The following is a 23,054-nucleotide window of genomic DNA, read 5'->3' on the forward strand; positions in this document are numbered from 1 at the left end:
GCGGAATCCCGTGAACGGGTGATGCCTCCAATGACGCGCGAGATGGATGCTGCTGGCGAACGCGTGACGCTTAAGGAGGTTGTCGTGTTCAAACAACGAAGGGCCGAGAATGTCGCTTCCGGGGCCTGGACGCGACGGCTCCGCGACGGCGGCAAGAAGGCGGTGCAGCAACCGGTGTTTCGACCACGCAGTGCCGCTGCGCCGGAGGCAGTTCCAAGACCGCTCGGCCCGTATGCCCCGCCCGGAAGGCTATCGCTACTTCCAGGTGATCCGACACCGCGGCGACGGCTGAGTTTTCTCGCCGTCAACGCTTGCACAGTCTCCAGTCTGCTGATGGGAGGGGCGGCGATCCTGCTGGTCACCCGAGGCGAACCGCACTGGTCGGCGGTGTTCCTCCTCGCCTGCATCGTCATGGATGGACTCGACGGCGGGCTCGCCCGCCGCTTCGGCGTCACTAGCCCGTTCGGTGCTCAAATGGACTCGCTCGCCGATCTGTGCGCCTTCGGGGTGGCAACTCCACTACTCGCCTACTACTGGCTGGAGACGACCACCCCCACGGTCGCGGTCGCCCTGATGTCCGCCTTGCTGGCAGCGTGCGCGATGGTCCGCCTCGCCCGGTTCAACGCCATGCCCAAGAACGGTCGCTACTTCAGCGGTCTCCCGGCGGCAATGCCGACGGGAATCGTCGCCGGAGGCATCCTCCTGGACCTCCGCCCAGGCGTTCCCTACATCGTCTTCGCCGTCATGCTGTCAATCCTGATGGTCACGACCCTGCCATACGCTAAGTTCGGCCGGCTGACCGCACTGCCGTGGTGGGTCTGGCCCGCAGGTGTGGCCGTCGCATTCATCAACCCGGCCACGGCATTCGGTCTCGCTATCGCAGGCTACCTGCTCTCCGGGCCCGCCCTGTGGCTCAGGTTGAGGGACGAGGGCACACCGTGACGCACGTACATGTGGCGATCATCGGTGCGGGATTCTCCGGCCTGTGCATGGCGATCCGGCTCCGTGATCACGGCATGGAGGACTTCATCGTCCTCGAACGCGCCGGAGACATCGGCGGCGCATGGCATGACAACACCTACCCCGGTTGCGCCTGTGACGTCCCATCAGCACTCTATTCCTTCTCCTTCGCCCCCAGGCCACACTGGACCAGCACGTTCCCGACCCAACGCGAGGTCGCGGACTACCTGCACCGTTGCGCCGACACCTACGGGGTCCGGCCCCACCTGCGGCTCCGTCATGAGGTGCTCTTCGCGAAGTGGCGGGAGGAAGAGGCCTATTGGGAGATCACGACAGCACGTGAAACCTACACGGCGAACGTTCTCATCGCGGCAACGGGACCACTCAGCGAGCCGGCTTCCCCTTCCATCCCGGGCCTCGAACGGTTCGCCGGGGACGTCTTCCACTCAGCCGCCTGGGATCACACGCTCAACCTCGCCGACCGCCGGGTGGCGGTCATCGGCACCGGCGCCTCCGCCACCCAGTTCATTCCCGAGATCCAGCCAATCGTCAGCCGGCTATACGTGTTTCAGCGCACCCCGCCTTGGGTGATGCCACGGCTTGACCGGCGTAGGGCCGACTGGGAACGCCGACTTTACCGCCGCTTTCCCGTGCTACAACGCGTGGTCCGCACCACCATCTTCTGGGCGCGCGAGTCGCTGGTCGCCGGCCTCACGGTCAATCGGCGGCTCCTCAAACCAGCAGAGTGGCTCGCCCGTCTCCACCTGCACAGCCAGGTCCGTGACCCGGGCCTGCGGGCTGCCCTGACTCCCGACTACACGATCGGATGTAAACGGCTCATCCTCTCCAACCGCTATCTCCCAGCGATCACCCAGGCCAACACCGAGCTGGTCACCGACGCGATCTGGGCGGTGACCCCGGACGGAATCGTCACCGAAGACGGTGCTCACCGCCTCATCAACGTCATTATTCACGCTACCGGCTTCGAGGCGGCCCACATGCCGATCGCGCACCGCCTGCACGGACGCACGAGTAGCCTTGCTGAACGATGGAATGGCAGCGCCGAGGCCTACCTTGGCACGGCCGTCGCTGGGTTTCCCAACCTCTTCCTGCTCCTAGGCCCGAACACCGTCTCCGGCCAGAACTCCTCGTTGCTCACGATGGAAGCTCAGGTTAACTACGTAGTCGACGCGCTCAGGTTCATGAGCCGATTCCGGGTGGCAACGCTGGATGTGCGCCGCGACACGCAGTCTTCATTCGTCGCCGATGTTCAGGCGCGCATGAAAGGTACGGTTTGGCTCTCGGGCTGTCACAGCTGGTACCTCGACGAACGGGGTCGTAACACTACTCTCTGGCCGGGATTAACCGGGACATTCCGGCGGCGGGTACGGCGCTTCGACCCCGGCGACTATCTGCTGCGCCTCGCCCCGCACGACGCCGACGGTGCAGACTTAACCGGCAAGGACTTGATATGAGCCAGGAGGATCCATGGCAACGGTGAGCGTGCGCTACATCGTCGACAACGTCGACGCCGCGGTCAACTTCTACACCGGGCACCTCGGTTTCACCACCGTATTCCGGCCCGGCAAAGGGTTCGCTATCATCGCCCGCGACCAACTGCGGATGCTGCTCAGCGCCCCACACGGCGCAGGCGGAGCGGCCCAGTCGATGCCGGACGGGCGCAAGCCCAAACCCGGCGGATGGAACCGCATCCAGATCGAGGTCGACGACCTCGACGCGTTCGTCGCGGCGCTCCGGGAGGCGGGGACGAGCTTCCGCAACGACATCGTGGACGGGCGCGGTGGCCGGCAGATTCTCCTCGAGGACCCGTCCGGAAACCCGATCGAGCTGTTCGAGCCGAAGTAAAAGAACTCCCGTACGGCTGCGTGCCGCAGCTGCCTACCGACCGCGCTCGGAGATCTTCTCCTGGTTCGATCGCGAACACCCGGGCTTCCGGTTCTCACCCACTTCTCGATCACGGCCTAGGACTGGGCCACGATCAGCGCCGTCGGCCAAGGCGCAAGCTCCACGATTTCGGTCTCGGTCAACCCGCCGGCCCGGAGCACACCGACCATCTCGGCCTCGGTGCGTTCCTTACCGCCATGTTGCATGAGCATGATGATGTCGAGGAGCTTGCCCAGGTGCGGCTCGTCGCCGGGCGGGATCAACGTGTCGATCACGATAACCTTCGCACCTGGAGCCATTGCCTCGCGGACATTCGCGAGGATGGTGGCGGCATCGTCATCGTCCCAGTCGTGCAAGATCCACGAGAGCACATAGACATCTCCATTTTCCGGTATCCGTTCGAAGAAGTCGCCGCCCTCTGCTCTCGCCCGCCCGGCAACCCCGGTCTTGTCGAGGGTGGTGGGCACATCGGAAACCACCTCTGGCCGGTCGAAGACGACAGCGGTCATCTCCGGGTAGCGCTGGAGAATAGCGGCAGCCAGGTGGCCGTGTCCCCCGCCGACATCAACGAGGATCCTCCGGTCCGAGAAGTCGTACGCGCTAGCCACGGCGGCATGAGTCTGTCGGGCGACATCACCCATCGCCGCGTGAAAGAGCGAGGCCCGGCCAGGATTGGCGGCGAGGTAGGACCACCAGTCGGTGCCGTATGCTCGCTCGAATGAGGGCAAGCCGGTGCGAATGCTATGTTCTAGCCCGGCGAGCGCTTCGTGAGTTTCCCGGGCACCGGCGAGCCGTGCAACGTTGCGCAACGACTCCGGGACGTCGGCCCGTAGAGTCATGGCGAGCGGTGTGAGCCCGAACGTCGCCGGCGCGATCTCCGTGAACACCCCCACGGCCGCGAGCCCGCGCAGGACGCGGTGCAGCGCGACCGGATCTGTCCCCGTCCGTTCAGAGAGCACCGAGACTGGCTTTGGGCCGTCGGCGAGCAAATCTGCGACTCCCAGATCGGCGGCGGTAGCCAGCTGCTGACTCAGAAAGGCTCCGTAAATCAGCCTCATCATTTCGGTCGGCGCGTGCTCACGATCACTCATCCTCAGGATTGTCGCGGTGCCCATCCCGGCAGGGCATCACGTGTTCACGTGATGCCCTGCCGGGCAGTAGGGCAGCACACTGCCGTCAGAGGAGCCTTGGACTCTGGAGGCAGTCAGCATGTTAGGCCCTGTGGCATTCTTCAGCATCATCGTCGTGCTATCGGCCGCGCTGCACTACTACCTGTGGGCGCGGCTGATCCGTGACACCACGGCCCCCGGACGGTGGCGTCGTGTGGGCACGATTGCCATCGCCGGACTCGGCATCTTCGCCACCGTGACATTCATGATCACCCGCACCGTCGCCGTTGATGCCTGGTGGCTGGCGTGGCCCGGGTACACGTGGATCGGCCTGCTTTTCTACCTGCTGATCGTCCTGCTCATCCTTGAAGTTCCCCGGATGATCCTCGCGTTCCGGTGGCGCAGCCGTAACAGAAAGCGCAGCCGTCCATCGGCATCACTGACCACCAAGGAGAACACGCTGGTTACCGCGGACGGCCAGGAGGATGCCGACGCCGAGACGCCAGCCGGAGAGTCCGCAAGTTCCGGTCCAGCGTCATTGCTCGACCGGCGGGTCTTTATCGCCCGCGCGTTCGCGGCGACGGCGGGTATCACCGCCGCTTGCACGGTCGGGTACGGCATGTATACGGCCTTTAGTGATCTGCGAACCGTCCGGGCGACGGTACCGCTGCGCGGGCTGCATTCCAGCGCCTCTGGGTTCCGGATCGCTCTCGTCAGCGACACCCATTTCGGCCCGCTTATCCATGAAGAGATGGCAGCGCGGGTGGTGCGGCACGTCAACCGGCAGCAGGTCGACATGGTAGCGATCGTCGGGGACCTCGTCGATGGCACCATCGACGCGGTCGGCCATAAGATCGACGGACTACGGCACCTGAAGTCGCGTCTCGGCACCTACTTCGTGACCGGTAACCACGAGTACTCCTCCGGCGCGGACTCGTGGTTAGAGAGAGTGCGAGAGCTCGGCATGACACCACTTCTCAACGACCGGGTGGAGATACCCAGCGGGCGTGCGGCGTTCAATCTGGCCGGCGTCAACGACATCGCCGCTCCCATGTACGACGCGTCCGGCCCTGATTACGACCAGGCGCTATCCGACCGCGATCCGGCACATCCGGTCGTGCTTCTCGCACATCAGCCGGTACAGGTCTTCGACGCCATCGAACACGGCGTCGACTTGCAGCTGTCCGGGCATACACATGGCGGCCAAACAGTGCCTTTCGACCGGATCACTGGACTGCAGCAGCCAGTTGTCTCAGGGCTCGCCTCGATGAGCGGCACATCCATCTTCGTTACCCGCGGGGCAGGGTTCTTTGGACCACCGGTCCGCGTCGGAGTTCCCCCGGAAATCGCAATCATCGAGTTGCAAGCCCGCTAGTGTGTCGCACGGGACACTAGTCGCAGGCCACCTGATCTATCTTCGAACCCATCGAGCCGTATAGGCGAAGGCCGGAGGCAGGTTCGCCCACACGGTCCGGCCGACGATCACCTCCCCAAAGCTCTCCTCCAGTAGCGCGCGGAATCGCCGGGCGGGCGGAGCCCAGGCCGCGTGAAGGTATGCGAACGTCACGAATGTCCCCTCGGCCGTCAGGCTGTCGCAGATGCTACCGAGGATCTCCAGCTGGGTCTGCCTCGGATATGCGGCCCAAGGCAGACCACTCACAATCACATCGGCCGCCGCCAGCCCACGGGCGGCCAGCAGGTTGGGTGTTTCCTCGGCGCGGTCGACAGCAACATCAACGTCGGGGAACCGGTCGTGCAACAACGCGGCGAACCGTTCGTTGACCTCCACAGCTATGTGGTGGCCGCGACCACCAAGCTGTCGCTGGATCTCGGTGGTGAACGCTCCCGTGCCCGGACCGAGCTCAACGACGACCGGGGCATTGTGTTCCGCAATAGAACGAGCCATCGGCCGGGCCATGCGCGCCGAACTTGGAGCGACCGCTCCGGTACGGCGCGGATTCCTGAAAAATTCGGAGATAAAGAGGCCGGTTTCTCTCATCAGATCTCTCCCGGAGTAATGACTTTGACTTTGTTGTCAGGATGGCGGCCACGCTCACGCCACACATCGCGTATTCACGCGATGTGTGCTTGCACCGGGCACCAGAGAATGACGGCAATGAAAGAACGCGCCTACGACAGTTTCTTGGAGCGGTCCACTCAATTGGACCCCTCCCGCTGGGAGATCGTCCGCATGCGGGACCAGAACGGCACGGTCCACGAGTACCGGGACCGCAACGCCCGGGTTCGTGCCGGTGACGGTCGACTGAACATCTCGGTGCTGCCGTTCACCCGTTTCCACGACACGGATCCGATGGGCAACAACGCCAAGCTGCTCTGCTTGTCCACCGAGCACTTCAAAGCGCCACCCGGCCTCGAGCTCATCTTCGAGGTGGACATGGCGGTCACGACCAACGGTCAGGTTCCCTTCGATCTACTCGACGCCTTCGGTACGGCCAATCTGGTGGACTTCGCCACCGGCACGGTCATCAATATGGCCGCCACCAACGACACTGTGTACGCCGTGCATGAGCGGCTCGCTGTGCCCAGGGGCACCGGCGAGAATCAGTTCACCCACCGAATCGTCCTGGACGTCGCTACCAGGCCGGGGCAACAGCATCGCTACTCCCTGGCATACCGGTCCGACACGGGCGGTTTTACCTGGTTCGTCGATGGCGAGCCGCACTACTGGGCCGTCGCGCCGGCCCGCCCCACTGGCTTCCAGGTGGGGATGGGTCTCTTCTCCGCCCGCAGCCTGACCCAGTTCAGCCGGGCCGAACGCGAGCACGGCCAAGGCGCGGCGGGGCAGTGGGGACCTTGGCGGATCAGTCTGCGGGAGTTGTCCTATGGGTGAGGTACGGCTGGCGCGTGGCACATCACGATGGCTGGCCCCGATGGTCTCGGCCGCCGCTGTCACGATCGGGGTAGCAACGGCGCGCCGGTCGTGGCCATGGACTGCCGCAGCCACCTCCATGACCGCGCTGTCGGGGTTGATGCTGTGGTTCTTCCGCGACCCCGATCGCACGCCCGGGGCGGGCTCCATACTTTCCCCCGCCGACGGCGTCGTCCAAGCGATCGAGCCGTGGCCAGACGGGCGCACCCGAGTATCGATCTTCATGAGCCCGTTTGACGTGCATGTCAACCGGGCTCCCGCTGACGGCGTGATCACCTCGGTGCAGCATGTGTCCGGTGGATACCTGCCCGCATTCGAGAAAGATAGCGACCGGAACGAACGCGTAATCTGGCGTTTGGACACCAAGCACGGTGATATCGAGTTGGTACAGATCGCCGGTGCTGTGGCGCGGCGGATTGTTCCTTACGTGCCCGAGGGCACACGGGTCGGCCGGGGCGAACGCATCGGGCTGATCCGGCTCGGTTCCCGAGTCGATGTATATCTACCGGAGAACATGATCCCCGCGGTACGCCTGCGGGAGCGGACTCGCGCCGGGCAGACCGCCCTAAATCACGAGGACACGCGATGCGCGGATTCGGGTAACGCGCCATCGTGAACGCATGAAAAGCTGGCCGGACGAAATTCTGGAGAGAATCCTCGGCGGGAATCCGCCGCCATTCGCTCTGGTATACCGCCCGGATTCCCCGCTGGGTTCCGCGGCGCTGGAGGTGTTCTCCGGCGATGCGATCCGGGTGAGCCGCCTCGCGGACCTACCTCTCGGCGGCGCCCAGGGGCCGCGTCTACTGGCGCTGATTCCATACCGCCAGATCACCGAACGCGGGTACGCCTGTCTCGACGATGGCGAACCGATCCGTGGAATCGTCATACGCGAACACCACAACGCCCCAGCCGAGGCGATTCTGCGGCACATTCCCGAGACTCCGATACACCTCCACTCGGACGGCTTCGACGTCAGCGACGAGGCCTACGCGCAAATCGTACGGGAGGTCGTCAAGGACGATATCGGCAATGGCGAAGGGTCGAACTTCGTCCTCCGCCGCACCTTCACGGCCAACGTCCCCGCCGACGCCGCGGCGACAGCACTCACCGTCTTCCGACGTCTGATGCTCAGCGAAAGCGGCACCTACTGGACGTTCGTCGTGCACACCGGCGACAGGACCTTCGTCGGCGCCACCCCCGAGCGGCACGTGACGCTGACGGGCGGCACCGCAGTAATGAATCCGATCAGCGGAACACTGCGGCATGGGACCGAAGGCCCGGGCCTGCAGGACCTGCTCAGTTTCCTGGCCGACCGCAAGGAAACCGACGAGCTTGACATGGTCGTGGATGAGGAACTCAAGATGATGTCGCGGATCTGCGACGCGGCGCCTTCAGTTACTGGTCCGGCTCTGAAAGAGATGGCACGGCTCACCCACACGGAGTACATCATTCAGGGGTGCAGTGCCCTTGACGCGCGGGAGATCCTCCGCGAGACCATGTTCGCCCCCACGGTCACCGGAAGCCCTCTGGAAAACGCCTGTCGCGTGATCGCGCGCAGGGAACCATCCGGGCGTGGTTACTACAGTGGCGCGGTCGCACTGATCGGGCGGGATGCCGCAGGACGGCACACGCTGGACTCTTCCATCCTCATCAGGACCGCCGATATCGACGACACCGGTCGGCTGCGCATCGGCATTGGCTCCACGCTGGTGCGCCTCTCGGATCCGGCGTCGGAGATCGCGGAGACCCACGCGAAGGCTGCCGGTCTTCTCTCCGCGCTGACCTCGCCGGCTCCACAGACGGATGAACCTGTACGGCGGCGTGGGCTCGCGCACAGTCCGCAGATCCGAGCGGCGCTCGCCGGGCGCAACACCACTCTCAGCGACTTCTGGCTGAACCCGGCGAACGTATGTGACCGCCGCCCGCTGAAACAACGACGCATCCTCATCCTCGACGCCCAGGACGCCTTCACCGCGATGCTCGCCCAGGTCTTAAGGGCGCAAGGTCCCGAGGTCGCTGTCCACCCCTGCACCCGGCCCGGCCGTCTCAGCGGCTGGGACGTGGTCGTCGGCGGCCCTGGCCCAGGAGACCCTCGTGACTCATCCGATCCGCGTGTCCGGGCCCTCCGGGACACGATCACCTATCTACTCGACGCCGGCCGACCGTTACTGGCGGTTTGCCTGTCCCACCAGATCCTCGCCTCATTGCTCGGCCTGGACATCGTCCGCAGGGAGATCCCGAACCAGGGTCTTCAGATGGAGATCGACCTGTTCGGGCGGTCCGAGTACGCCGGCTTCTACAACACTTTCGCGGCGCGCTGCGACCACGACACCATCGACGCGCGCTCGGGCGAAGCCATCTATGTCAGCCGCGACAAGGAGAGCGGCGACGTCCACGCGATGCGCGGTCCCGGATTCGCTTCGGCGCAGTTCCATCCGGAATCTGTGCTCACCCGCAACGGCCCCGCCATCCTCAGCGACCTCATCGTCTCTCTGCTCAACCCCACCATCCGAGGAGGATCATGACCACTCCAGTGGGCCCTCAGAAGACGAGGACGACGACCTATCTCACGATTCAGAGCAGCGACGCCTTTATCCAGCTGCGCCGGCGAGCTAGACGCCTCATCGCCGCGCTGTTCACGGTCTTCGTCGGCTGGTTCCTCGCCACGATATTGCTCGCGGGCTGGGCTCCGGACCTGTTCGCTCTTGAGGTGGCGGGCAACGTCAACGTCGGACTCCTATTCGTCGTCGGCCAGATCCTCTCGACGCTCCTGATCACCGCGTTCTACCTGCGGTACGCCCGCCGCTGGCTTGACCCCCTCGCCGAACGAGTCCGCGACGAGTTCGAAAGGAGCAACCGATGAGTGCCGGGGTACTTTCCATGATCTTCCTTGCGATCATTCTAGTCTTCGTCGCGCGGATCGGCCGCGGGAAGAACACCCCGTCCGACTACTACGTCGCCAATCGGGCGTTCACCGGCCCGCAGAACGGACTCGCGCTCTTCGGCACGTATCTGTTGATGACGTCGTTTCTCGCGCTCAGCGGTGACGTCGCGCTCAATGGATACGACGCGGTCCTCTTCGGCGTCAGCTTCATTATCGCCTGGCTCGTGGCGCTGGTGCTCATTGCCGAACCGCTGCGCAATACGGGACGATTCACCTTGGGCGACGCTCTTAGTATCCGAATGCAAGAACGGCCCGTCCGCATGGCCGCGGCGACGGTCACGCTGATCGTCTTCTTTCTCTACATGACGATCCAGCTCACCGGTGCCGCCGCGATCGTGACACTGCTGCTGGGAGTTGCCTCGCCGCTCGCGGAGGCGATGGTCATCCTCCTCATCGGCACCGCCACCACAGTGATCGTGTTCTATGGCGGGATGCGCGGCACCACCTGGACGCAGATACTCAAGGCGGGACTGCTGTTCGTCGGTGTCGTCGCACTCGGCGGGGCGCTGCTGCTGCACTATCGCTTCGACATCTCTACGCTTCTTGGTGACGCAGCGAGCGGCGCCGGGTCGCAGAGCGCGGCGCTGCTCACCCCCGGCGGGAAGTTCGGCGCGGACACCACGGACAAGCTTCAGTTCGTCTCCCAGATGCTCACCGTGATCCTCGGGCACGCCGCCCTGCCATACCTTTTCATCCGATTCCTCACGACGCCCTCGGCACGCGAAACCCGCCGGTCGGTCTCGTGGGCAATCTGGCTGATAGTGCCGTTCTACGTGCTCGTCATGCTGATCGGCTTCGGTGCCGCTGCGCTCGTCGGCGCAGAGACAATCCAGTCCTCTCCTGGCGGGCGCCTTTCCGCCGCACCGCTGCTCGCCGAGGAGCTCGGCGGCGTGGCCTTGCTCGCTTTCATCGCCTCCGTCGTCTTCATCACGATCATCGCGGTGACCGCAGGCCTCGCGATCTCCGCCGCGGCCACGTTCACTCACGACATCTACCGCAACATCGCTCGGCACACTCCCTCGGAGGGCCAGGAGGTCCACACGGCCCGCATCACAGTCGTGGTTCTCTGCGTCCTCATGACCGTCGTCGGACTGCTGCTGATGCGGCAGAACCTGCATTTCATGCTCGCGCTCAACGTGACGCTCGTCGCGTCCTCGATCCTGCCGACTATGGTCTACTCCTGGTTCTGGCGCCGCTTCAACACCTCCGGGGTGCTGTGGACCATGTACGGCGGCCTCATCACCACGGTAGTGCTGGTCGCGTTCTCGCCGGCAGTCTCCGGTGCTCCGCAGTCCATGCTTCCCGACGTCGACTTCGCGATCTTCCCGTGGTCGTACGTAGGCCTCGTGTCGATCCCGCTCGGCTTCCTCTACGGCTGGCTCGGCTCCAAGCTCAGCCGGGAGCGCGACGACGCCGCCTACGCCGAGATGGAGATCCGCTCCCTATCCGGCGCCGGAGCTGACAAATGACACCGGTCACGGTCGTCGGCGCGGGCCCTGTGGGCATGGTGACGGCGCTCGAGCTCGCCCACCACGGCGTACCGAGCGTCCTCGTCGAGCAGAGCCTAACAACCACTTCCCAACCGAAACTGGATGTCATCAACACCCGCAGCATGGAGCTGTTCGACCGCCTTGGCCTCGCCAGCGATGTCCGCGCCGCCGGGGTGGCGCCGGAGCACGCCTTCGACGTGATCTGGTCGACCGGTCTCGACGGAGAGGTGATCACGACGTGGGACCTACCATCGGTCAACGACGTATGGGACCGGATCCGCGACCGCAACGACGGTACGCAGCCAGCACAGCCGTGGCAGCGGATGTCGCAGACCGTGCTGGAACCGATACTGCGGACCCACTGCGAGGAAAGCGAGCTCATCGATCTGCGATGCGGAAAACGCATCGTCGGACTCGAACAAGACGACGACGGCGTCACGACATATGTCGCAGACGTAGCGTCGGGAGATCTCGCAGCCGTGCGATCCGGTTTCGTCGTCGGGTGCGACGGCCCGGCGAGCACGATCCGGGACATGCTCGGCATCGCCGTGCGGCCAGTGACCGACGTGCCGGATCTGCCTGGCCTCTACCAAGTCCACCTGCGTAGCCATGACCTGGCTACCCTGCACCGACACGGTCGATTCTGGCACTACTTCGCCTTCCGATACGTGATCCTCGCGCAGGACGAAGTTGAGACATGGACCGTGCACGCACATGCCGAGCACCCGGACGACTTCACGGTGCCACCCGAGGATCCTGCAGGCTTGGTGCGCTCGCTCCTCGGTCTCGACCTCGATATCGACGAGGTGCTGGTTACTTCTCGCTGGCGCCCCCGGTTCGTCATTGCCGACTCGTACCGAAAGGACCGGGTGTTCCTCGCAGGTGACGCCGCGCATCAAATGTTTCCCACCGGCGGCTACGGAATGAATACCGGCGTCGCCGATGCGGTCGACATCGGCTGGAAGCTCTCCGCCGTCATCCGCAGCTGGGGTGGCCCCAAGCTGCTAGACAGCTACGAGACTGAACGGCGGCCGGTCGCCCTGAACAACATCCACATGTCGCGGCGGCACATCGGAGTGCACGTCACCGCGGGCCGCATGTTAAAGAGGGGCCGCCCCCTCGCGGAGATCGCCGAATATCTCCAGGCTGAACGTGGGGAGAATGAATACAGCGGAGTCGAGCTCGGCGACCGGTACAACGGATCTCCAGTCGTCTGCGACGAACCGCTCCCGAGCCCGGCGTGGGACCCGTGGCAGTACATACCTACCACCACGCCGGGCAGTCGGCCGCCCAGTGTGTTGACTGCCGAGGGACATTCGCTCTTCGAGCAACTCGGCTCCGGGTTCACCCTGGTCGACTTCGCCGGGGACGGGCGGGCGGAACCCTTGCTCGCGGCCGCGCAGCTACACGAAGTAACCATCAGGCACGTGGTAATCCACGACGATCACGCACGGCGCTTGTGGGAACGCGACCTCGTTCTCATTAGGCCAGACCAGCGTGTCGCATGGCGGAGCAACACCGAATTCAACGCATGGAATGTCATGCGTGTAGTCACCGGAAATCAGTCATGAGAGGTCGGAAACATGATCGAGGACACGACAATCCACACAAGAATCTCCGAAACCGCGCGGAAGCGAAACCGAAATCTGTGGATCATTCAAGGAATCACCGCCGGCTCTTTCTTCATCGCCGGACTAAGCAAGCTAATCTTTCACGTGGAAATCTTTGACCAAATCGGCTGGGGCTCATGGTTTCAGTATTTCACCGGTGTCGTCCAAATAGTCGGAGCGGTGGCTCTCGTCATACCTAGGCTCTCCGGCCTCGCCGGTCTCGCCTTCGTCGGTTTAGCGCTATGCGCCCTCGGTTTCCACGGGCCCGTGCTTGATATCACCCCAATTCCTATCATGCTCCTCGGCGTCATGGCCGGGATAATTGCCTGGGGGCGCCGTGACACCCTGTCTCGCCTGTTCGGCCGATCGTGAGGAGGGAAGAATATGCCGACCACGGTTGTCATCGGCGGAACATCCGGGCTCGGCCTTGGCGTCGCAGAGCACCTTGCCGCGCAGGACCACGACGTCGTACTCACCGGACGCGACCCAAGCCGCGCTAAGACGGCTGCCGAGCAGATCGGCGGCCGGGCACACGGGCTCGCCGTAGATCTCACCCGGCCTGCCGAGATCGGCGAGCACCTCCTCGGCATCGAGCGAGTCGATCATCTCGTCCTAGCCGCCATCGAACGCGACGCGAACACAGTCCAGTCCTATGACGTCGCCAAAGCTACGAGGCTGGTCACGCTGAAGCTCGTCGGCTATATCGAGGTCGTGCACACCCTGACGCCGTGGATGGCCGACGACGCCTCGATCGTGATCATCGGCGGGCTCGCAATGGCCCGGCCTTATCCCGGATCCACCACCGTCTCCACCATCAACGGCGGCGTAAGCGCCATGGTCCGCACACTCGCCGTAGAGCTCGCCCCGCGGCGCGTCAACGCCATCCACCCCGCGATGGTCAGGGACAGTCCGTACTGGGCGAACAAGCCGGAGATCCTCGAACGCTCCCGATCCCGAACCCCGACCGGCAGGCTCGCGACCACCCACGACGTCGTGGACGCCATCGTCTTCCTCCTGCGAAATCCTGCGGTGAATGGCGTCAACCTGGAGGTCGACGGAGGCACGATGCTTGTGTGACAGGCGCACCCTTGGTCGTTCATGGCTCTTCGGCATCGTGGCCGAAGAGCCATGAACGGTTGCGCAGATTGTGCGCCTCGTCCACGGCCGCGTCCCGCTTGCGCTGCCCGTCACCGTCGTAAAGGTGAAGAGTACGCGCGTTCTCCCGGGACGCCTGGTGAACTCGTTCCGTCCGAATTTGCCGCCGGCTCTCGTACCGGCGCAGCGCCTCGGTGACCCCGGCCTCTGTGCTTTCGCCCGGGCCATCCCGCCGCAGGCACGCGGCGAGCGCACACGCATCCTCGATTGCCATATTGGCACCCTGACCGAGGAACGGCAGCATCGGATGAGCAGCGTCACCGGCGAGTGTTAGCCGCCCGCTCCCCCACCGGGTCATGGTGTCCCGGTCGTGCAGGGACCACCTTGTCACCTGCATGGATGCGTCGAGAATCCGGGTCAGGTCCTCGTCCCAACCAGAGTAGGCGGCCATCAGCTCCTCCCTAGTTGCCGGGGTGGTCCACCACTCTGCGTGCGCAGTCTCAGCCGGCGCCGTCGCAACGATGTTGAAAGACGAACCGCCGGACACGGGGTAGCAAACGCAGTGCCGACCGGGCCCGGGCCAGATCGCCACCTTGGGTTCCCGGCGAAGCCAGGGGGCGGCTGCCGAAGGCACCAGTGCACGGTAGACGGTCTGCCCGGAGAATCGAGGCCGGTCCGAGGTCAGCGTCGCCCGTACGACAGAGTGAACACCGTCCGCGCCAACGACGATTCCGTCACCCACCTCCCGCTGGGTGACGGAATCGATTCGGCACCCGAACCGTACGTACGGCGCCGCGAGCTGGAGCAGGCCCTCATAGAGATCAACCCGGTGCATCGTGTAGTAGGGCGCACCGTACAGTTTCTCGCACGCATCACCGAGCGCGGTACGGCCCAGAACACGGCCGTCATCCCAGCGGCGCAGTTCGATCGCCTCCGGCCGAACGGCAGTGGCCCGCAGATACTGTTCAAGACCGAGACGGTGCAGTAGCCGCGCCGCGTTGGGAGATATCTGGAGACCAGCACCTACCGCCCGAGGCCGCTCCACCTGCTCGAAGACCGTGCAGCGCATTCCCGCGCGGTCCAGCGCCGCGGCCACGGTGAGGCCAGCGATGCCGCCACCGACGACCGTGATGTCGAGGGTCACTTCTCGAGGCAGAATTCGTCGACCGCGTAGCCGACGTGCCGTGCCGCACTCGACAAGTACCCGAGGACCCGGTCACCCGGCTTGAACTCGGTCGAGTTGAGCACAACACCGCCGGGCCCGAGGACGCGTACATGCCAGTCGTGCTGGATAATCAGGTTGACTTTCTGTCCGTCCGGCCCTTCGGCATCGATGCTCAGCAGCGGCCGCGACTCGATCTTGACTCGACCCACGACGATGGGCCGGGTCCGCCCTGAGGAGTCAACGGCGAGGACCTTGCCGCCGGACCGCAGCTCGCTGAGGTACCCGGTTCGTTCGGCACCGACCAGCGTGTACGAATGCAGCGCACCGGCGTTGACTCGGAACGGTCGGGTGGGCATGTAAGGCAGCGGATGAGTCTCGCTCGAGCACAAAATCATACCCTGCGAATACGAACCGACGAGGATACCTTCGTCCTCCCGGAAATGAAGACAGCTATCCACACAGACCCGGTCGCCCATCCCAACGTCAGTGATGCTGACGACAGTCAGCTCGGTCAGGGCGATGTCCCGCGAATCAGGCTTCGCCGCGGCGTTTAGCTTCGCGCTCTCCCCCACCGCCTGAGGGGCCAACAGCACGCCGTCGGATCCGTGTTCAAGAACATCGAAAACGATCTCCGCCTCGGCCACGTCCCGAACCACCGTGATCAGGCTTCCTTCAGCCTTGTCCGCCGCGGCGAGGATGATCTCGAGCGGGATCTTGGTGGGATCGCGGAACTCCAGCACACACCATGGGTCAGATCTAGCCACCTCGCAGGCGAGGTTCAGGCTCGGCGAATCGTTGACCTCGACGCGACGGCCGAAGTCCACCTGGGGGTGCTCCGCGGCGAGCTCGGCCGGGTCACGGTCGGCATCCACGATCACGATGTCGACACCGTCAAACGAATCCGGCACCGGCCGCGACTCGAGAAGGAGGACCCTGCTCACCGACGCCGGCAGGTCCCGCAGATCCACCGGGTCGTCCGAGACGAGCGCATCGACGTGCAAGTGCACGGCCTCCTCGACGATCGCGTTCATCTCCGTACCGGAACCGCGGATGTCGATCCAGCAGAGTTTCATGCCAAGCGCCTTTCTGTGAACTTCCGGGCCAATTCCGTGCGGCTATTGATCCCGAGCTTTGTGAAAACGTGACGCAGATGACTATCGACCGTATGGGACGACAGGAACAGCTTCTCTGCTACTTGACGGTTGGTCAGCCCTTCGGCCACGAGAACCGCCACTGGCCACTCGGCCTCGGTCAAGCCGTCCCAGCCTTCCGCGGCCGCGCCCGCGCTCATTCCCGGCGGCACGTCCCCGCCCATTAGCTCGGCATTCCGTATCGCCGTCGCTGGGATTTCCGGAGACTCTCGGTTCGCCATTCGATCCGCGACAGAGGCCCCATCGGACCAACTCTCATTGAGTCCGACCACGAGAACCGCGACCCCTCGGTGCTCGAGGACCTCCCGAAGTTGAAGAAGGAAGATTTTATCCGCCTCGATCAGAGCAACCTCACCTGTGGAGTTCAACAGCTTTCCCTGCTGCTCGCGGCTCACCTCATTTCCTACGAAGGCCACCGCTTGGAGTTCATCAAAGTCTAAGCGCTCACGTTTCATGCGCTTCCCCTTTTGACCGTTGCCGACTTCCATCACCGATGATGGACATCTAGACAATTCGAGTCTCCAGTAGCTCGCCAACCTCGACAACCGGTCATTTCATGCCATGACCAACGGCTGGACGGTTCATGAAGAGAGCTGTACGCCCGCACCTTCCTGCCACCCCAGGCCATCGACGGACGACTCGCACACCTTCAGCGATCAGCACCCGGTTTCCGCAACCTCACCAATCGACATCACCCGATCACCACTTGAGACCGGCGGATTCAGACCCCAACTACACCCTCATCTTGAAGACCCCCTATAGCCGTCTTCAGAAACAACCGACTAATCTAGGTCGTCAGCGTCGAGCCAGCCTCTCGCAACGGCACGCGCTCCCGCCTGAAAGCGACTGCCGGCGTCGAGGCCGGCGAGTAACTCGGAAGCGGCTCTCCGGGATGTCCGCACCGAGACCCCCAGGCGCCGCGCTACGGCCTCGTCCGTCAACCCCTGCGCGAGCAATTTGATCACTTCACGCTGCTGCACGCTCAGCCCCTCTTCGCAAGGGCGTCGGGGAGCTCCCAGCGGTCGGGCACTCTTCCAAACAGAACTGAACAGCGCTACGAGCGCACGGAGGATTCCCTTGCTCGATATGAACATCGCTGTGGCTTCGCCGCCCTCCGGATCCGCAGGAATCAACGCCCGGTCGCGATCCACTATTAGCATTCGCAACGGCAAAGAGGGCGCGGTGCGCACCTCACTCCCGAGTTCATTCAGCCACCGCACGTATTCAAGCGTGGCCTGATCATTGCATGCACTGTCGAGATAGATCGTTCGGAGACGAACTCCACGGCCAATCGCATCGGCGCCAAGCTCTCTTCCTGCCCTAAGGCTCGCAACAGACTGCGCACCGCCCGACATCAACGAACTCGACTCCCACTCACACTCTGATGCCAGAAGTTTCACCCTATCCCGGACGGCGTCATTACCCTGGACGTATTCGATATCGGTATCACGGCCGTCCGTGCACAAATCTGCGTGCTCGGCCAGGAGGGTCGCGATCGCGGCCTTGCACTCATTGAGCTGCTCGTGACGGCTAGCGATCTCGGCCTCTTGCCGTGCGAGCAGAGACCGAAGACCGGCCTCGGGAGGCACCGGCCGGAACGTGGCGGGATCAAACACGGACGGGCGGAGCAGGGAGAGTCGGGCCAGCTCATCCATAGCCGCGCGGACTCGGGAGACATCCAGGTGGAGCTGACCTGCCAGGTCGTGAATTCCCACGTCTGACAACTGCAACATCGCAAGATAGACGCTCTCCGATTCCCTACTGAGTCCTAGCGATTCAAACATGCTGCCCCCATAACAATGCCACTTAGCTAAGCTGATCTTTGATTTGACGTGCCGATCCGGGTGATTGGCAAGTGAACGGGAATATTCTTGTTCGTGGCGGACAGAGATGCGCCACCTGCTCGCGTGCCGCGCTCTCGGGCTGAATCAGCCATCGACACGGGCAACTGGGGCCCTGAGCCGCGGCAGCAACTGTGCAAGTGCCTGGACGCCGGCTTGCTGATCGCTGGCCACTACTTCCATCCCAACTTGCACGGGCGCACACGCCGAGCTCCAGCACTCCTGACCTGCTCCGCCTACGGGTGCCACACAGCCAAGAGCTCCCCGCAGAGCAGCCGCGCGGGCTTGACGCTGGTCACGGCCTGCTTTCATGTTCCCTCCTTGACTATGGGATAGTGGGCCGTCGAACTACTCCATGCAAAAGGCAATTTGCGTCGCAAATACCCACAGCGCCCACCGCGGGATAAATTGTCCCGGCTGGACACTCATAACTCCCACATCGTTAGCTCACATGAATTCAAGTATCCAGATAGTGAAATCGCGGACTCGTGCACATTCACCGCTATACCTCATTCCATGACTCTCGAAGTGATCAATCGACGCCACCGAGTCATCTCAACAAGATCATTCTGGGGCGCAGGGCTCAAATGGTCAAGGTGAGCGCAACTATCTGATCTCACCGATCTTGACGGGACTGGCAGCGATTCCGGCCTATGGAGCATCTGGACCACGAACCGGTTTCTTGAGTGCATCGAGCATGGTGCGATAGGTGATTTCCTGAGTTCCTTGTACCAGAAGTTAATCTTGTGGCGGCATCATTTGCCCTTAGCCTGGCTTGTACGGTCGACATCATCCGAGTCCGCGGCGACCGCCATCTCGTCCGCTTTGGAAGCGGCCGTGCGCAGCCGAACAACTAAGAGAGCCAGCACACCGAGCGCCGTAAGCACAGCTAGAGATGTAGCACCAGCCTGGAGGCCGGAGACACCGCCCGCGGCCCACGTCCACGAGGTGGCTGCGGCCGCCGGGCCGATGGCGAAGCCGGCAGTACGGAACAGCGCCGCCACACCTCCGGCGGTAGCCATCATGTTCCCCGGCACAGCCGCCATCACCGCCGCCTGCAGGGGTCCGCTGAACAGCCCTTGTCCGACGCCCAGAATGAACAGCCGCCAGGCAATGTCGGCCAGGCTCGCGCCCGGACCCACGGGTGGAATGAGCAGCACCATCCCGCCGACGCTCACCAGCGCCCCGATCAAGGCGAGCCGCGAAGCGCCGAATCGGTCCGCGAGCCAGCCGGCGATCGGGGAAACCAACGCCGTTCCCGCTGGGAGGGTGAGGATGACAGTACCCGAGACGTGGGCCGAGACGCCTAGTACCTCGTCGAGGTAGTACGGCATGAGGAAGAATGGCATGCCGACGCCGGTAACCACCAGCATCAGCGCCAGCAGCGGTCCGCCGACTGCTGGACGCCGAACCAGCGCCACAACGGGCCGCATGTTGAACATGGACAGGTTCGGCGATAGGAGCCGTCCTCCGCCCCCTGGCAGCGCCCGAAGACCCAGCGCCAGTGTGATCAATGCGATCGGAACGTTGACCAGAAAGATCGAGCGCCAGCCAAAGGTCTCCACCATGAGCCCGCCTACCCCGGGCCCGGCGACCATACTGAGCGGGATCAGACTCGTGACAATCCCCATCGCCCGTCCTCGGTGCTCCGGTAGAGTGACATCCGCGACGACCCGGTAGGCCATACCGTTGAGCACCGCTCCGGCAACACCCTGAAGGACGCGACCAACCATCAGCATCGCCAGGGTCGGGGAGGCCGCGATGAGTGCGCTGGTTGCCCCAAAGGCGGCGACGGCGACCAGAAACGCGGGTTTTGTGCCGGATCGGTCAGTCCAGCGCCCGGCCGGGATACTGAGCAGCGCCACCGGAATCAAGTAGGAGAGAACCACCCATTGTGTCCCTGACGGTGCGGCGCCGAGGTCCTCCCCTATGGCGGGCAGAGCGAGCGCGACGATCGACATGTCCAGCGCCATGAGCACTATGGCGAAGGCCAGCGCGACGATGGCAGCCCAGTTCGTCTGCTTCATGGCGCCAGGATCGAGCTAAGACATCGGCTTGTGCATTGGGATGGATCCCAATATTCGCGGCACCCTCAGACGTACGACCTAAGCCAGGCCATGACGCCGAGCGATCGCCGCAGCCTCCGTGCGAGATCCCGCCCCAAGCTTGGCTTTGATGCTAGAGACATGGACGCTCGCTGTCTTGGCGGTGATGAACAGCTCCGCAGCGATCCGCCGGTTATCGAAACCCTCGACCACGAGACGCAACACGTCCATCTCCCGGGGAGTCAACCCGAAGGCGCCACCAGACCGCGTGTCTGGCTTACCGAGGGAAGCGCCGGTGCGCCGGGCCAGGCCGGCGATCTGGCCGAGCAGAGGTTCGGCGCGCAGATCCGAGGCGAGTTCGAAGGCACGCACCCAACGAGCGATGCTCGTGGCCCGATCTGAGGTGACCAGCGCATGGGCGGCTCTCGTCAACGCCACGGCCGTACGGTAGGGGTTCCCGGCGGTCTCCCACGCCGACGCCGCGTCGTCCCACCTGGCCGAACCGGTCACCGCATCGAAGTGGACCGCGTGAGCCCGCTGGATCGGGCCGGTGACGCCGAGGTCCGCACGTACGTCTCGCAGTGACTCACCCGCGCCGGCTTCGGCGGCCGCGACGAGCAGCGGCCACGCGAAGCGGGATGCCTGCCGCAGATCGTGCTCCATCACAGCGTCGTTGGCGATCGATCGCGCATCGTCGTGCCGTCCCTGGGCGAGCGCGAGCTCGATCTCCAGCACGATCAGCGGCAGGAGTTCGTGCGGGTCCGAAGCGAGCGGCCGGTTCTCCTCGATCACCATGGCAGGCAGGAGGGTGTCGCCACGGGCCAGGGCGATGAAGGCGCGATGGCGGAGCAGGTGGGCACGGAGCGCCGGCGTCGGCGCAAGCTCGAGGCCACGCTCAATTGCTTCGAGTGCCTCATCCCAGTGCCCCCAAACCGCCAGCGCCTCCACGAGATCGATGCAGTGAACGGCACCAGAGGTACGCGCGAGCCCGGTTTCCTCGGCGGCGGCAATGCCTTTGCGTGCTGCGGCAATCGCGCCTTCGTGTTCGCCGAACGCCTCCAGCAGATGCGACTCGTAGTGGATCGCCCGCATCAAGGCACCTTGGTGCCCGCCTGCGCGTGCGATCTTCTGGGCTTCCCACAACCGGGGGAAACCGCCGGTGAGATCCCCCGCTCGGATCTTCAAGGTCGACAAACAGATCATCGCAATCGCCAGGCTCGCGTCGTCGCCGGCCACCTGGGCTGCCTCCATGGCGCTTTCGGCGACCGCCTCGGCCTCTTCTGCGCCGAAACCCTCCATGAGCCGGGAGGCCAGTCCCGCCAGAGCGGGAGCCTTCTGCCCCTCCGGTGCCAGCCGTACAGCCTCGCGCAGATCGTCGATGTCTCCGCTGCGGCCGAGGTGGCGGCGCATTCGAGCGCGCAGCTGCAGGATTCGTGCGGAACGTTCGTGGATAAGAAGCTCGGTCGCAAGACGTTCGCCGCGTTCGTGCTCCCCGGCAAGGTTGGCGACCTCAACGGCGAGTTCACGGGTCTTCCCACGGCCAGGGCCTTCCAGCGCGAGCACTCGCTCCAGCAGATCCAGCTGTTCGGTATACGCGAGGCTCGCGCCAGCCTCGAATGCCGCACGCCGGAAGTCCTCCAGCGCCCGGGCCGGCTCGCCCGCCCGGTCCCAATGATGGGCCCGCTCCGCGGGCGGCCCTTCGATCGTTTCAGCGTAGCGCCGGTGTAGCGCGGCTCGCTCCCCAGGGAGCAGGCTCCGGTAGACAGACTCGCGGATCAGTTCGTGGCGGAAGCAATACGTATCGCCGTCGACGATGAGCAGACCCGCGTCAAGCGCGGGACGGATCGAGGCTTCGTCAATCATCCAGAACGGTACAGCGCTCATCGCAACGCTCAACTCACGCACCGCTCGCCGTGTCCGTTCAGGCAGCCCGCCGACACGCGCTACAAAGAGGTCCCCGACCCGCTCCGGGTCGCCCGCGTGCAGCGCCTCGACGAACAGCGGGTTCCCCTCGCTGCGCCGACAGATCTCGCGCACCAATTCCGCAGAGGGCTCGGCGCCGACCAGCCCTCGCAACTGGGCCGTCACCTCGCGGCGGGACAGCCGCGGAAGCACCATACGTGTGGCCACACGGGCCAGCTCGGCTAACCGGCCCCGCCGCTCATGATCCAGGTCCTCCAACCGGTAGGTCACGACGGTGATCACTCCACCGACGGATCGCTGGTTGCATATCAGGAAGTTCAGCAGGTCAAGCGTCGATCGGTCCGCCCAGTGCACATCTTCGATGATCAGAGCCACCGGGTGATCCAGCACCTCCAGGAGAGCGAGGATTCGCTCGAACAGCCGAGCCCGGTCGAGGTCACGATCGATGGTGCTGCGGGTGGGACCGAGATCCGGCACCAGCCACGCCAGATCACTCGCGCCGGGCAGAAGACCGTACAGCCCCTCCGAACCCAGCTCCCGGACGAGGGCGCGTAGTGCCGCGGTGAACGGGGCGAACGGCAGTCCTGCCGTTCCTAGCTCGACACAGCCACCGGAAAGGACCCGAAGCTCATCCCCAACCCGGCCGAGCCATTCTGCGATCAGCCGGGATTTGCCGATGCCGCCCTCGCCACCTATTAACACGGCCTCCGCCGCACGGCCGTCCCGGGCCTTTTCGAAGAGCTCCATCAAGCAGGACAACTCGGTGTCACGCCCGACGAACCCTGCATTGGTCACAGCACTATCATGGCAACTTCATCCAACCCGTCCACATCGCCACGTGTAATGTTCATGCACGCTACCTCGGCACAAGTGCCAGCACTGGAGCTCGCAGTGGAGTTTGCTACAGAGCCTCGGTGTGCCGGCCG

The 23,054-nt window shown here is 64.4% G+C and carries 20 protein-coding genes and 1 pseudogene; 13 read left to right on the forward strand and 8 right to left on the reverse strand.

The features are described 5' to 3' along the window. Window positions 1-42: 42 nt before the first annotated feature. From G8760_RS07805 to G8760_RS07815, 3 genes are read left to right on the forward strand one after another with little or no spacing between them, the layout of a single operon-like run. Entirely contained in the window at window positions 43-942 is a 900-nt protein-coding gene (locus G8760_RS07805; protein ID WP_281355138.1) for a CDP-alcohol phosphatidyltransferase family protein, read from the forward strand. Further along, on the forward strand, window positions 939-2,435 hold the full coding sequence (locus G8760_RS07810) for a flavin-containing monooxygenase (RefSeq protein WP_207782125.1): 1,497 nt from the start codon (window positions 939-941) through the stop codon (window positions 2,433-2,435). Before G8760_RS07805 ends, G8760_RS07810 begins: the two co-directional genes overlap by 4 nt. 13 nt (window positions 2,436-2,448) lie before the next feature. Next, the gene (locus G8760_RS07815; RefSeq protein ID WP_166349335.1) at window positions 2,449-2,826 is read left to right on the forward strand and encodes a VOC family protein; all 378 of its coding nucleotides are present in this window, start codon (window positions 2,449-2,451) and stop codon (window positions 2,824-2,826) included. A gap of 116 nt (window positions 2,827-2,942) precedes the next feature. Here the strand turns inward: G8760_RS07815 and G8760_RS07820 are convergent, their stop codons facing one another. Continuing rightward, window positions 2,943-3,956, reverse strand: a complete 1,014-nt coding sequence (locus G8760_RS07820) for a methyltransferase (RefSeq protein WP_166349339.1) — start codon at window positions 3,954-3,956, stop codon at window positions 2,943-2,945. 130 nt (window positions 3,957-4,086) lie between these two features. Between G8760_RS07820 and G8760_RS07825 the strand changes: the two genes are divergently transcribed. Next, window positions 4,087-5,349: a metallophosphoesterase gene (locus tag G8760_RS07825; protein WP_207782126.1), complete on the forward strand. Its 1,263-nt coding sequence runs from the start codon at window positions 4,087-4,089 to the stop codon at window positions 5,347-5,349. A gap of 36 nt (window positions 5,350-5,385) precedes the next feature. Here G8760_RS07825 and G8760_RS07830 read toward each other — a convergent pair whose 3' ends face one another. Beyond that, complete coding sequence (locus G8760_RS07830; RefSeq protein WP_207782127.1) at window positions 5,386-5,880, reverse strand: class I SAM-dependent methyltransferase; 495 nt, start codon at window positions 5,878-5,880, stop codon at window positions 5,386-5,388. A 210-nt stretch (window positions 5,881-6,090) separates the two neighbouring features. On the opposite strand from G8760_RS07830, the gene G8760_RS07835 reads away from it, so the two are divergent. Genes G8760_RS07835 through G8760_RS07870 form a run of 8 tightly spaced genes read left to right on the forward strand, consistent with a single transcriptional unit; the run spans window position 6,091 to window position 13,985 of the window. Next, window positions 6,091-6,825: a DUF6081 family protein gene (locus G8760_RS07835; protein WP_207782128.1), complete on the forward strand. Its 735-nt coding sequence runs from the start codon at window positions 6,091-6,093 to the stop codon at window positions 6,823-6,825. Next, the gene (locus tag G8760_RS07840; protein ID WP_166349354.1) at window positions 6,818-7,480 is read left to right on the forward strand and encodes a phosphatidylserine decarboxylase; all 663 of its coding nucleotides are present in this window, start codon (window positions 6,818-6,820) and stop codon (window positions 7,478-7,480) included. The genes G8760_RS07835 and G8760_RS07840 overlap by 8 nt, the downstream gene beginning before the upstream one ends. A 4-nt stretch (window positions 7,481-7,484) precedes the next feature. After that, window positions 7,485-9,389 (forward strand): anthranilate synthase family protein, encoded by a 1,905-nt coding sequence (locus G8760_RS07845; RefSeq protein ID WP_166349359.1) that lies wholly within the window; start codon window positions 7,485-7,487, stop codon window positions 9,387-9,389. After that, window positions 9,386-9,727 (forward strand): DUF485 domain-containing protein, encoded by a 342-nt coding sequence (locus tag G8760_RS07850; protein WP_166349362.1) that lies wholly within the window; start codon window positions 9,386-9,388, stop codon window positions 9,725-9,727. The genes G8760_RS07845 and G8760_RS07850 overlap by 4 nt, the downstream gene beginning before the upstream one ends. Continuing rightward, complete coding sequence (locus G8760_RS07855) at window positions 9,724-11,277, forward strand: solute symporter family protein (RefSeq protein ID WP_166349365.1); 1,554 nt, start codon at window positions 9,724-9,726, stop codon at window positions 11,275-11,277. The genes G8760_RS07850 and G8760_RS07855 overlap by 4 nt, the downstream gene beginning before the upstream one ends. After that, window positions 11,274-12,869, forward strand: coding sequence for an FAD-dependent monooxygenase (locus tag G8760_RS07860; protein WP_166349368.1), 1,596 nt, complete (start codon window positions 11,274-11,276; stop codon window positions 12,867-12,869). Before G8760_RS07855 ends, G8760_RS07860 begins: the two co-directional genes overlap by 4 nt. Before the next feature lie 12 nt (window positions 12,870-12,881). Beyond that, window positions 12,882-13,280 carry a DoxX family protein gene (locus G8760_RS07865; protein WP_166349371.1) on the forward strand — a complete coding sequence of 133 codons (399 nt, stop codon included), beginning with the start codon at window positions 12,882-12,884 and terminating at the stop codon, window positions 13,278-13,280. 12 nt (window positions 13,281-13,292) lie between these two features. Beyond that, window positions 13,293-13,985, forward strand: coding sequence for an SDR family NAD(P)-dependent oxidoreductase (locus G8760_RS07870; protein ID WP_166349376.1), 693 nt, complete (start codon window positions 13,293-13,295; stop codon window positions 13,983-13,985). 19 nt (window positions 13,986-14,004) lie between these two features. On the opposite strand, the gene G8760_RS07875 is transcribed toward G8760_RS07870, so the two are convergent. From G8760_RS07875 to G8760_RS07885, 3 genes are read right to left on the reverse strand one after another with little or no spacing between them, the layout of a single operon-like run. Then, the gene (locus G8760_RS07875) at window positions 14,005-15,147 is read right to left on the reverse strand and encodes an FAD-dependent monooxygenase (protein ID WP_207782129.1); all 1,143 of its coding nucleotides are present in this window, start codon (window positions 15,145-15,147) and stop codon (window positions 14,005-14,007) included. Next, window positions 15,144-16,241, reverse strand: coding sequence for a 3-dehydroquinate synthase II (locus tag G8760_RS07880; protein WP_166349380.1), 1,098 nt, complete (start codon window positions 16,239-16,241; stop codon window positions 15,144-15,146). Before G8760_RS07880 ends, G8760_RS07875 begins: the two co-directional genes overlap by 4 nt. After that, window positions 16,238-16,774, reverse strand: coding sequence for a response regulator transcription factor (locus G8760_RS07885; RefSeq protein WP_246222472.1), 537 nt, complete (start codon window positions 16,772-16,774; stop codon window positions 16,238-16,240). The genes G8760_RS07880 and G8760_RS07885 overlap by 4 nt, the downstream gene beginning before the upstream one ends. A gap of 159 nt (window positions 16,775-16,933) precedes the next feature. On the opposite strand from G8760_RS07885, the pseudogene G8760_RS07890 reads away from it, so the two are divergent. After that, window positions 16,934-17,081 (forward strand): annotated as a pseudogene (locus tag G8760_RS07890) (ISL3 family transposase); the annotation flags it as partial. A gap of 20 nt (window positions 17,082-17,101) precedes the next feature. Here G8760_RS07890 and G8760_RS07895 read toward each other — a convergent pair. The 3 genes from G8760_RS07895 to G8760_RS07905 form a co-directional block, all read right to left on the reverse strand. Then, window positions 17,102-18,103, reverse strand: a complete 1,002-nt coding sequence (locus G8760_RS07895; protein WP_166349387.1) for a helix-turn-helix transcriptional regulator — start codon at window positions 18,101-18,103, stop codon at window positions 17,102-17,104. An 812-nt stretch (window positions 18,104-18,915) separates the two neighbouring features. Further along, window positions 18,916-20,187, reverse strand: a complete 1,272-nt coding sequence (locus G8760_RS07900; RefSeq protein WP_166349390.1) for an MFS transporter — start codon at window positions 20,185-20,187, stop codon at window positions 18,916-18,918. 78 nt (window positions 20,188-20,265) lie between these two features. After that, entirely contained in the window at window positions 20,266-22,923 is a 2,658-nt protein-coding gene (locus tag G8760_RS07905) for an ATP-binding protein (protein ID WP_166349393.1), read from the reverse strand. Between the last annotated feature and the right edge of the window lie 131 nt (window positions 22,924-23,054).

Origin of the sequence: Phytoactinopolyspora limicola (genome assembly GCF_011320225.1) — a bacterium.
GTDB classification, from domain to species: Bacteria; Actinomycetota; Actinomycetes; order Jiangellales; family Jiangellaceae; genus Phytoactinopolyspora; species Phytoactinopolyspora limicola.

Excerpts from the sequence above, each read along its gene's own strand:
- G8760_RS07865 (WP_166349371.1), top strand. The coding sequence starts at position 12,882 with ATGATCGAGGACACGACAATCCACACAAGAATCTCCGAAACCGCGCGG.
- G8760_RS07840 (WP_166349354.1), top strand. The coding sequence starts at position 6,818 with ATGGGTGAGGTACGGCTGGCGCGTGGCACATCACGATGGCTGGCCCCG.
- G8760_RS07860 (WP_166349368.1), top strand. The coding sequence starts at position 11,274 with ATGACACCGGTCACGGTCGTCGGCGCGGGCCCTGTGGGCATGGTGACG.
- G8760_RS07895 (WP_166349387.1), bottom strand. The coding sequence starts at position 18,103 with ATGTTTGAATCGCTAGGACTCAGTAGGGAATCGGAGAGCGTCTATCTT.
- G8760_RS07830 (WP_207782127.1), bottom strand. The coding sequence starts at position 5,880 with ATGGCTCGTTCTATTGCGGAACACAATGCCCCGGTCGTCGTTGAGCTC.
- G8760_RS07855 (WP_166349365.1), top strand. The coding sequence starts at position 9,724 with ATGAGTGCCGGGGTACTTTCCATGATCTTCCTTGCGATCATTCTAGTC.
- G8760_RS07885 (WP_246222472.1), bottom strand. The coding sequence starts at position 16,774 with ATGAAACGTGAGCGCTTAGACTTTGATGAACTCCAAGCGGTGGCCTTC.
- G8760_RS07870 (WP_166349376.1), top strand. The coding sequence starts at position 13,293 with ATGCCGACCACGGTTGTCATCGGCGGAACATCCGGGCTCGGCCTTGGC.
- G8760_RS07845 (WP_166349359.1), top strand. The coding sequence starts at position 7,485 with ATGAAAAGCTGGCCGGACGAAATTCTGGAGAGAATCCTCGGCGGGAAT.
- G8760_RS07880 (WP_166349380.1), bottom strand. The coding sequence starts at position 16,241 with ATGAAACTCTGCTGGATCGACATCCGCGGTTCCGGTACGGAGATGAAC.
- G8760_RS07815 (WP_166349335.1), top strand. The coding sequence starts at position 2,449 with ATGGCAACGGTGAGCGTGCGCTACATCGTCGACAACGTCGACGCCGCG.
- G8760_RS07805 (WP_281355138.1), top strand. The coding sequence starts at position 43 with ATGGATGCTGCTGGCGAACGCGTGACGCTTAAGGAGGTTGTCGTGTTC.
- G8760_RS07835 (WP_207782128.1), top strand. The coding sequence starts at position 6,091 with ATGAAAGAACGCGCCTACGACAGTTTCTTGGAGCGGTCCACTCAATTG.
- G8760_RS07820 (WP_166349339.1), bottom strand. The coding sequence starts at position 3,956 with ATGAGTGATCGTGAGCACGCGCCGACCGAAATGATGAGGCTGATTTAC.
- G8760_RS07850 (WP_166349362.1), top strand. The coding sequence starts at position 9,386 with ATGACCACTCCAGTGGGCCCTCAGAAGACGAGGACGACGACCTATCTC.
- G8760_RS07900 (WP_166349390.1), bottom strand. The coding sequence starts at position 20,187 with ATGAAGCAGACGAACTGGGCTGCCATCGTCGCGCTGGCCTTCGCCATA.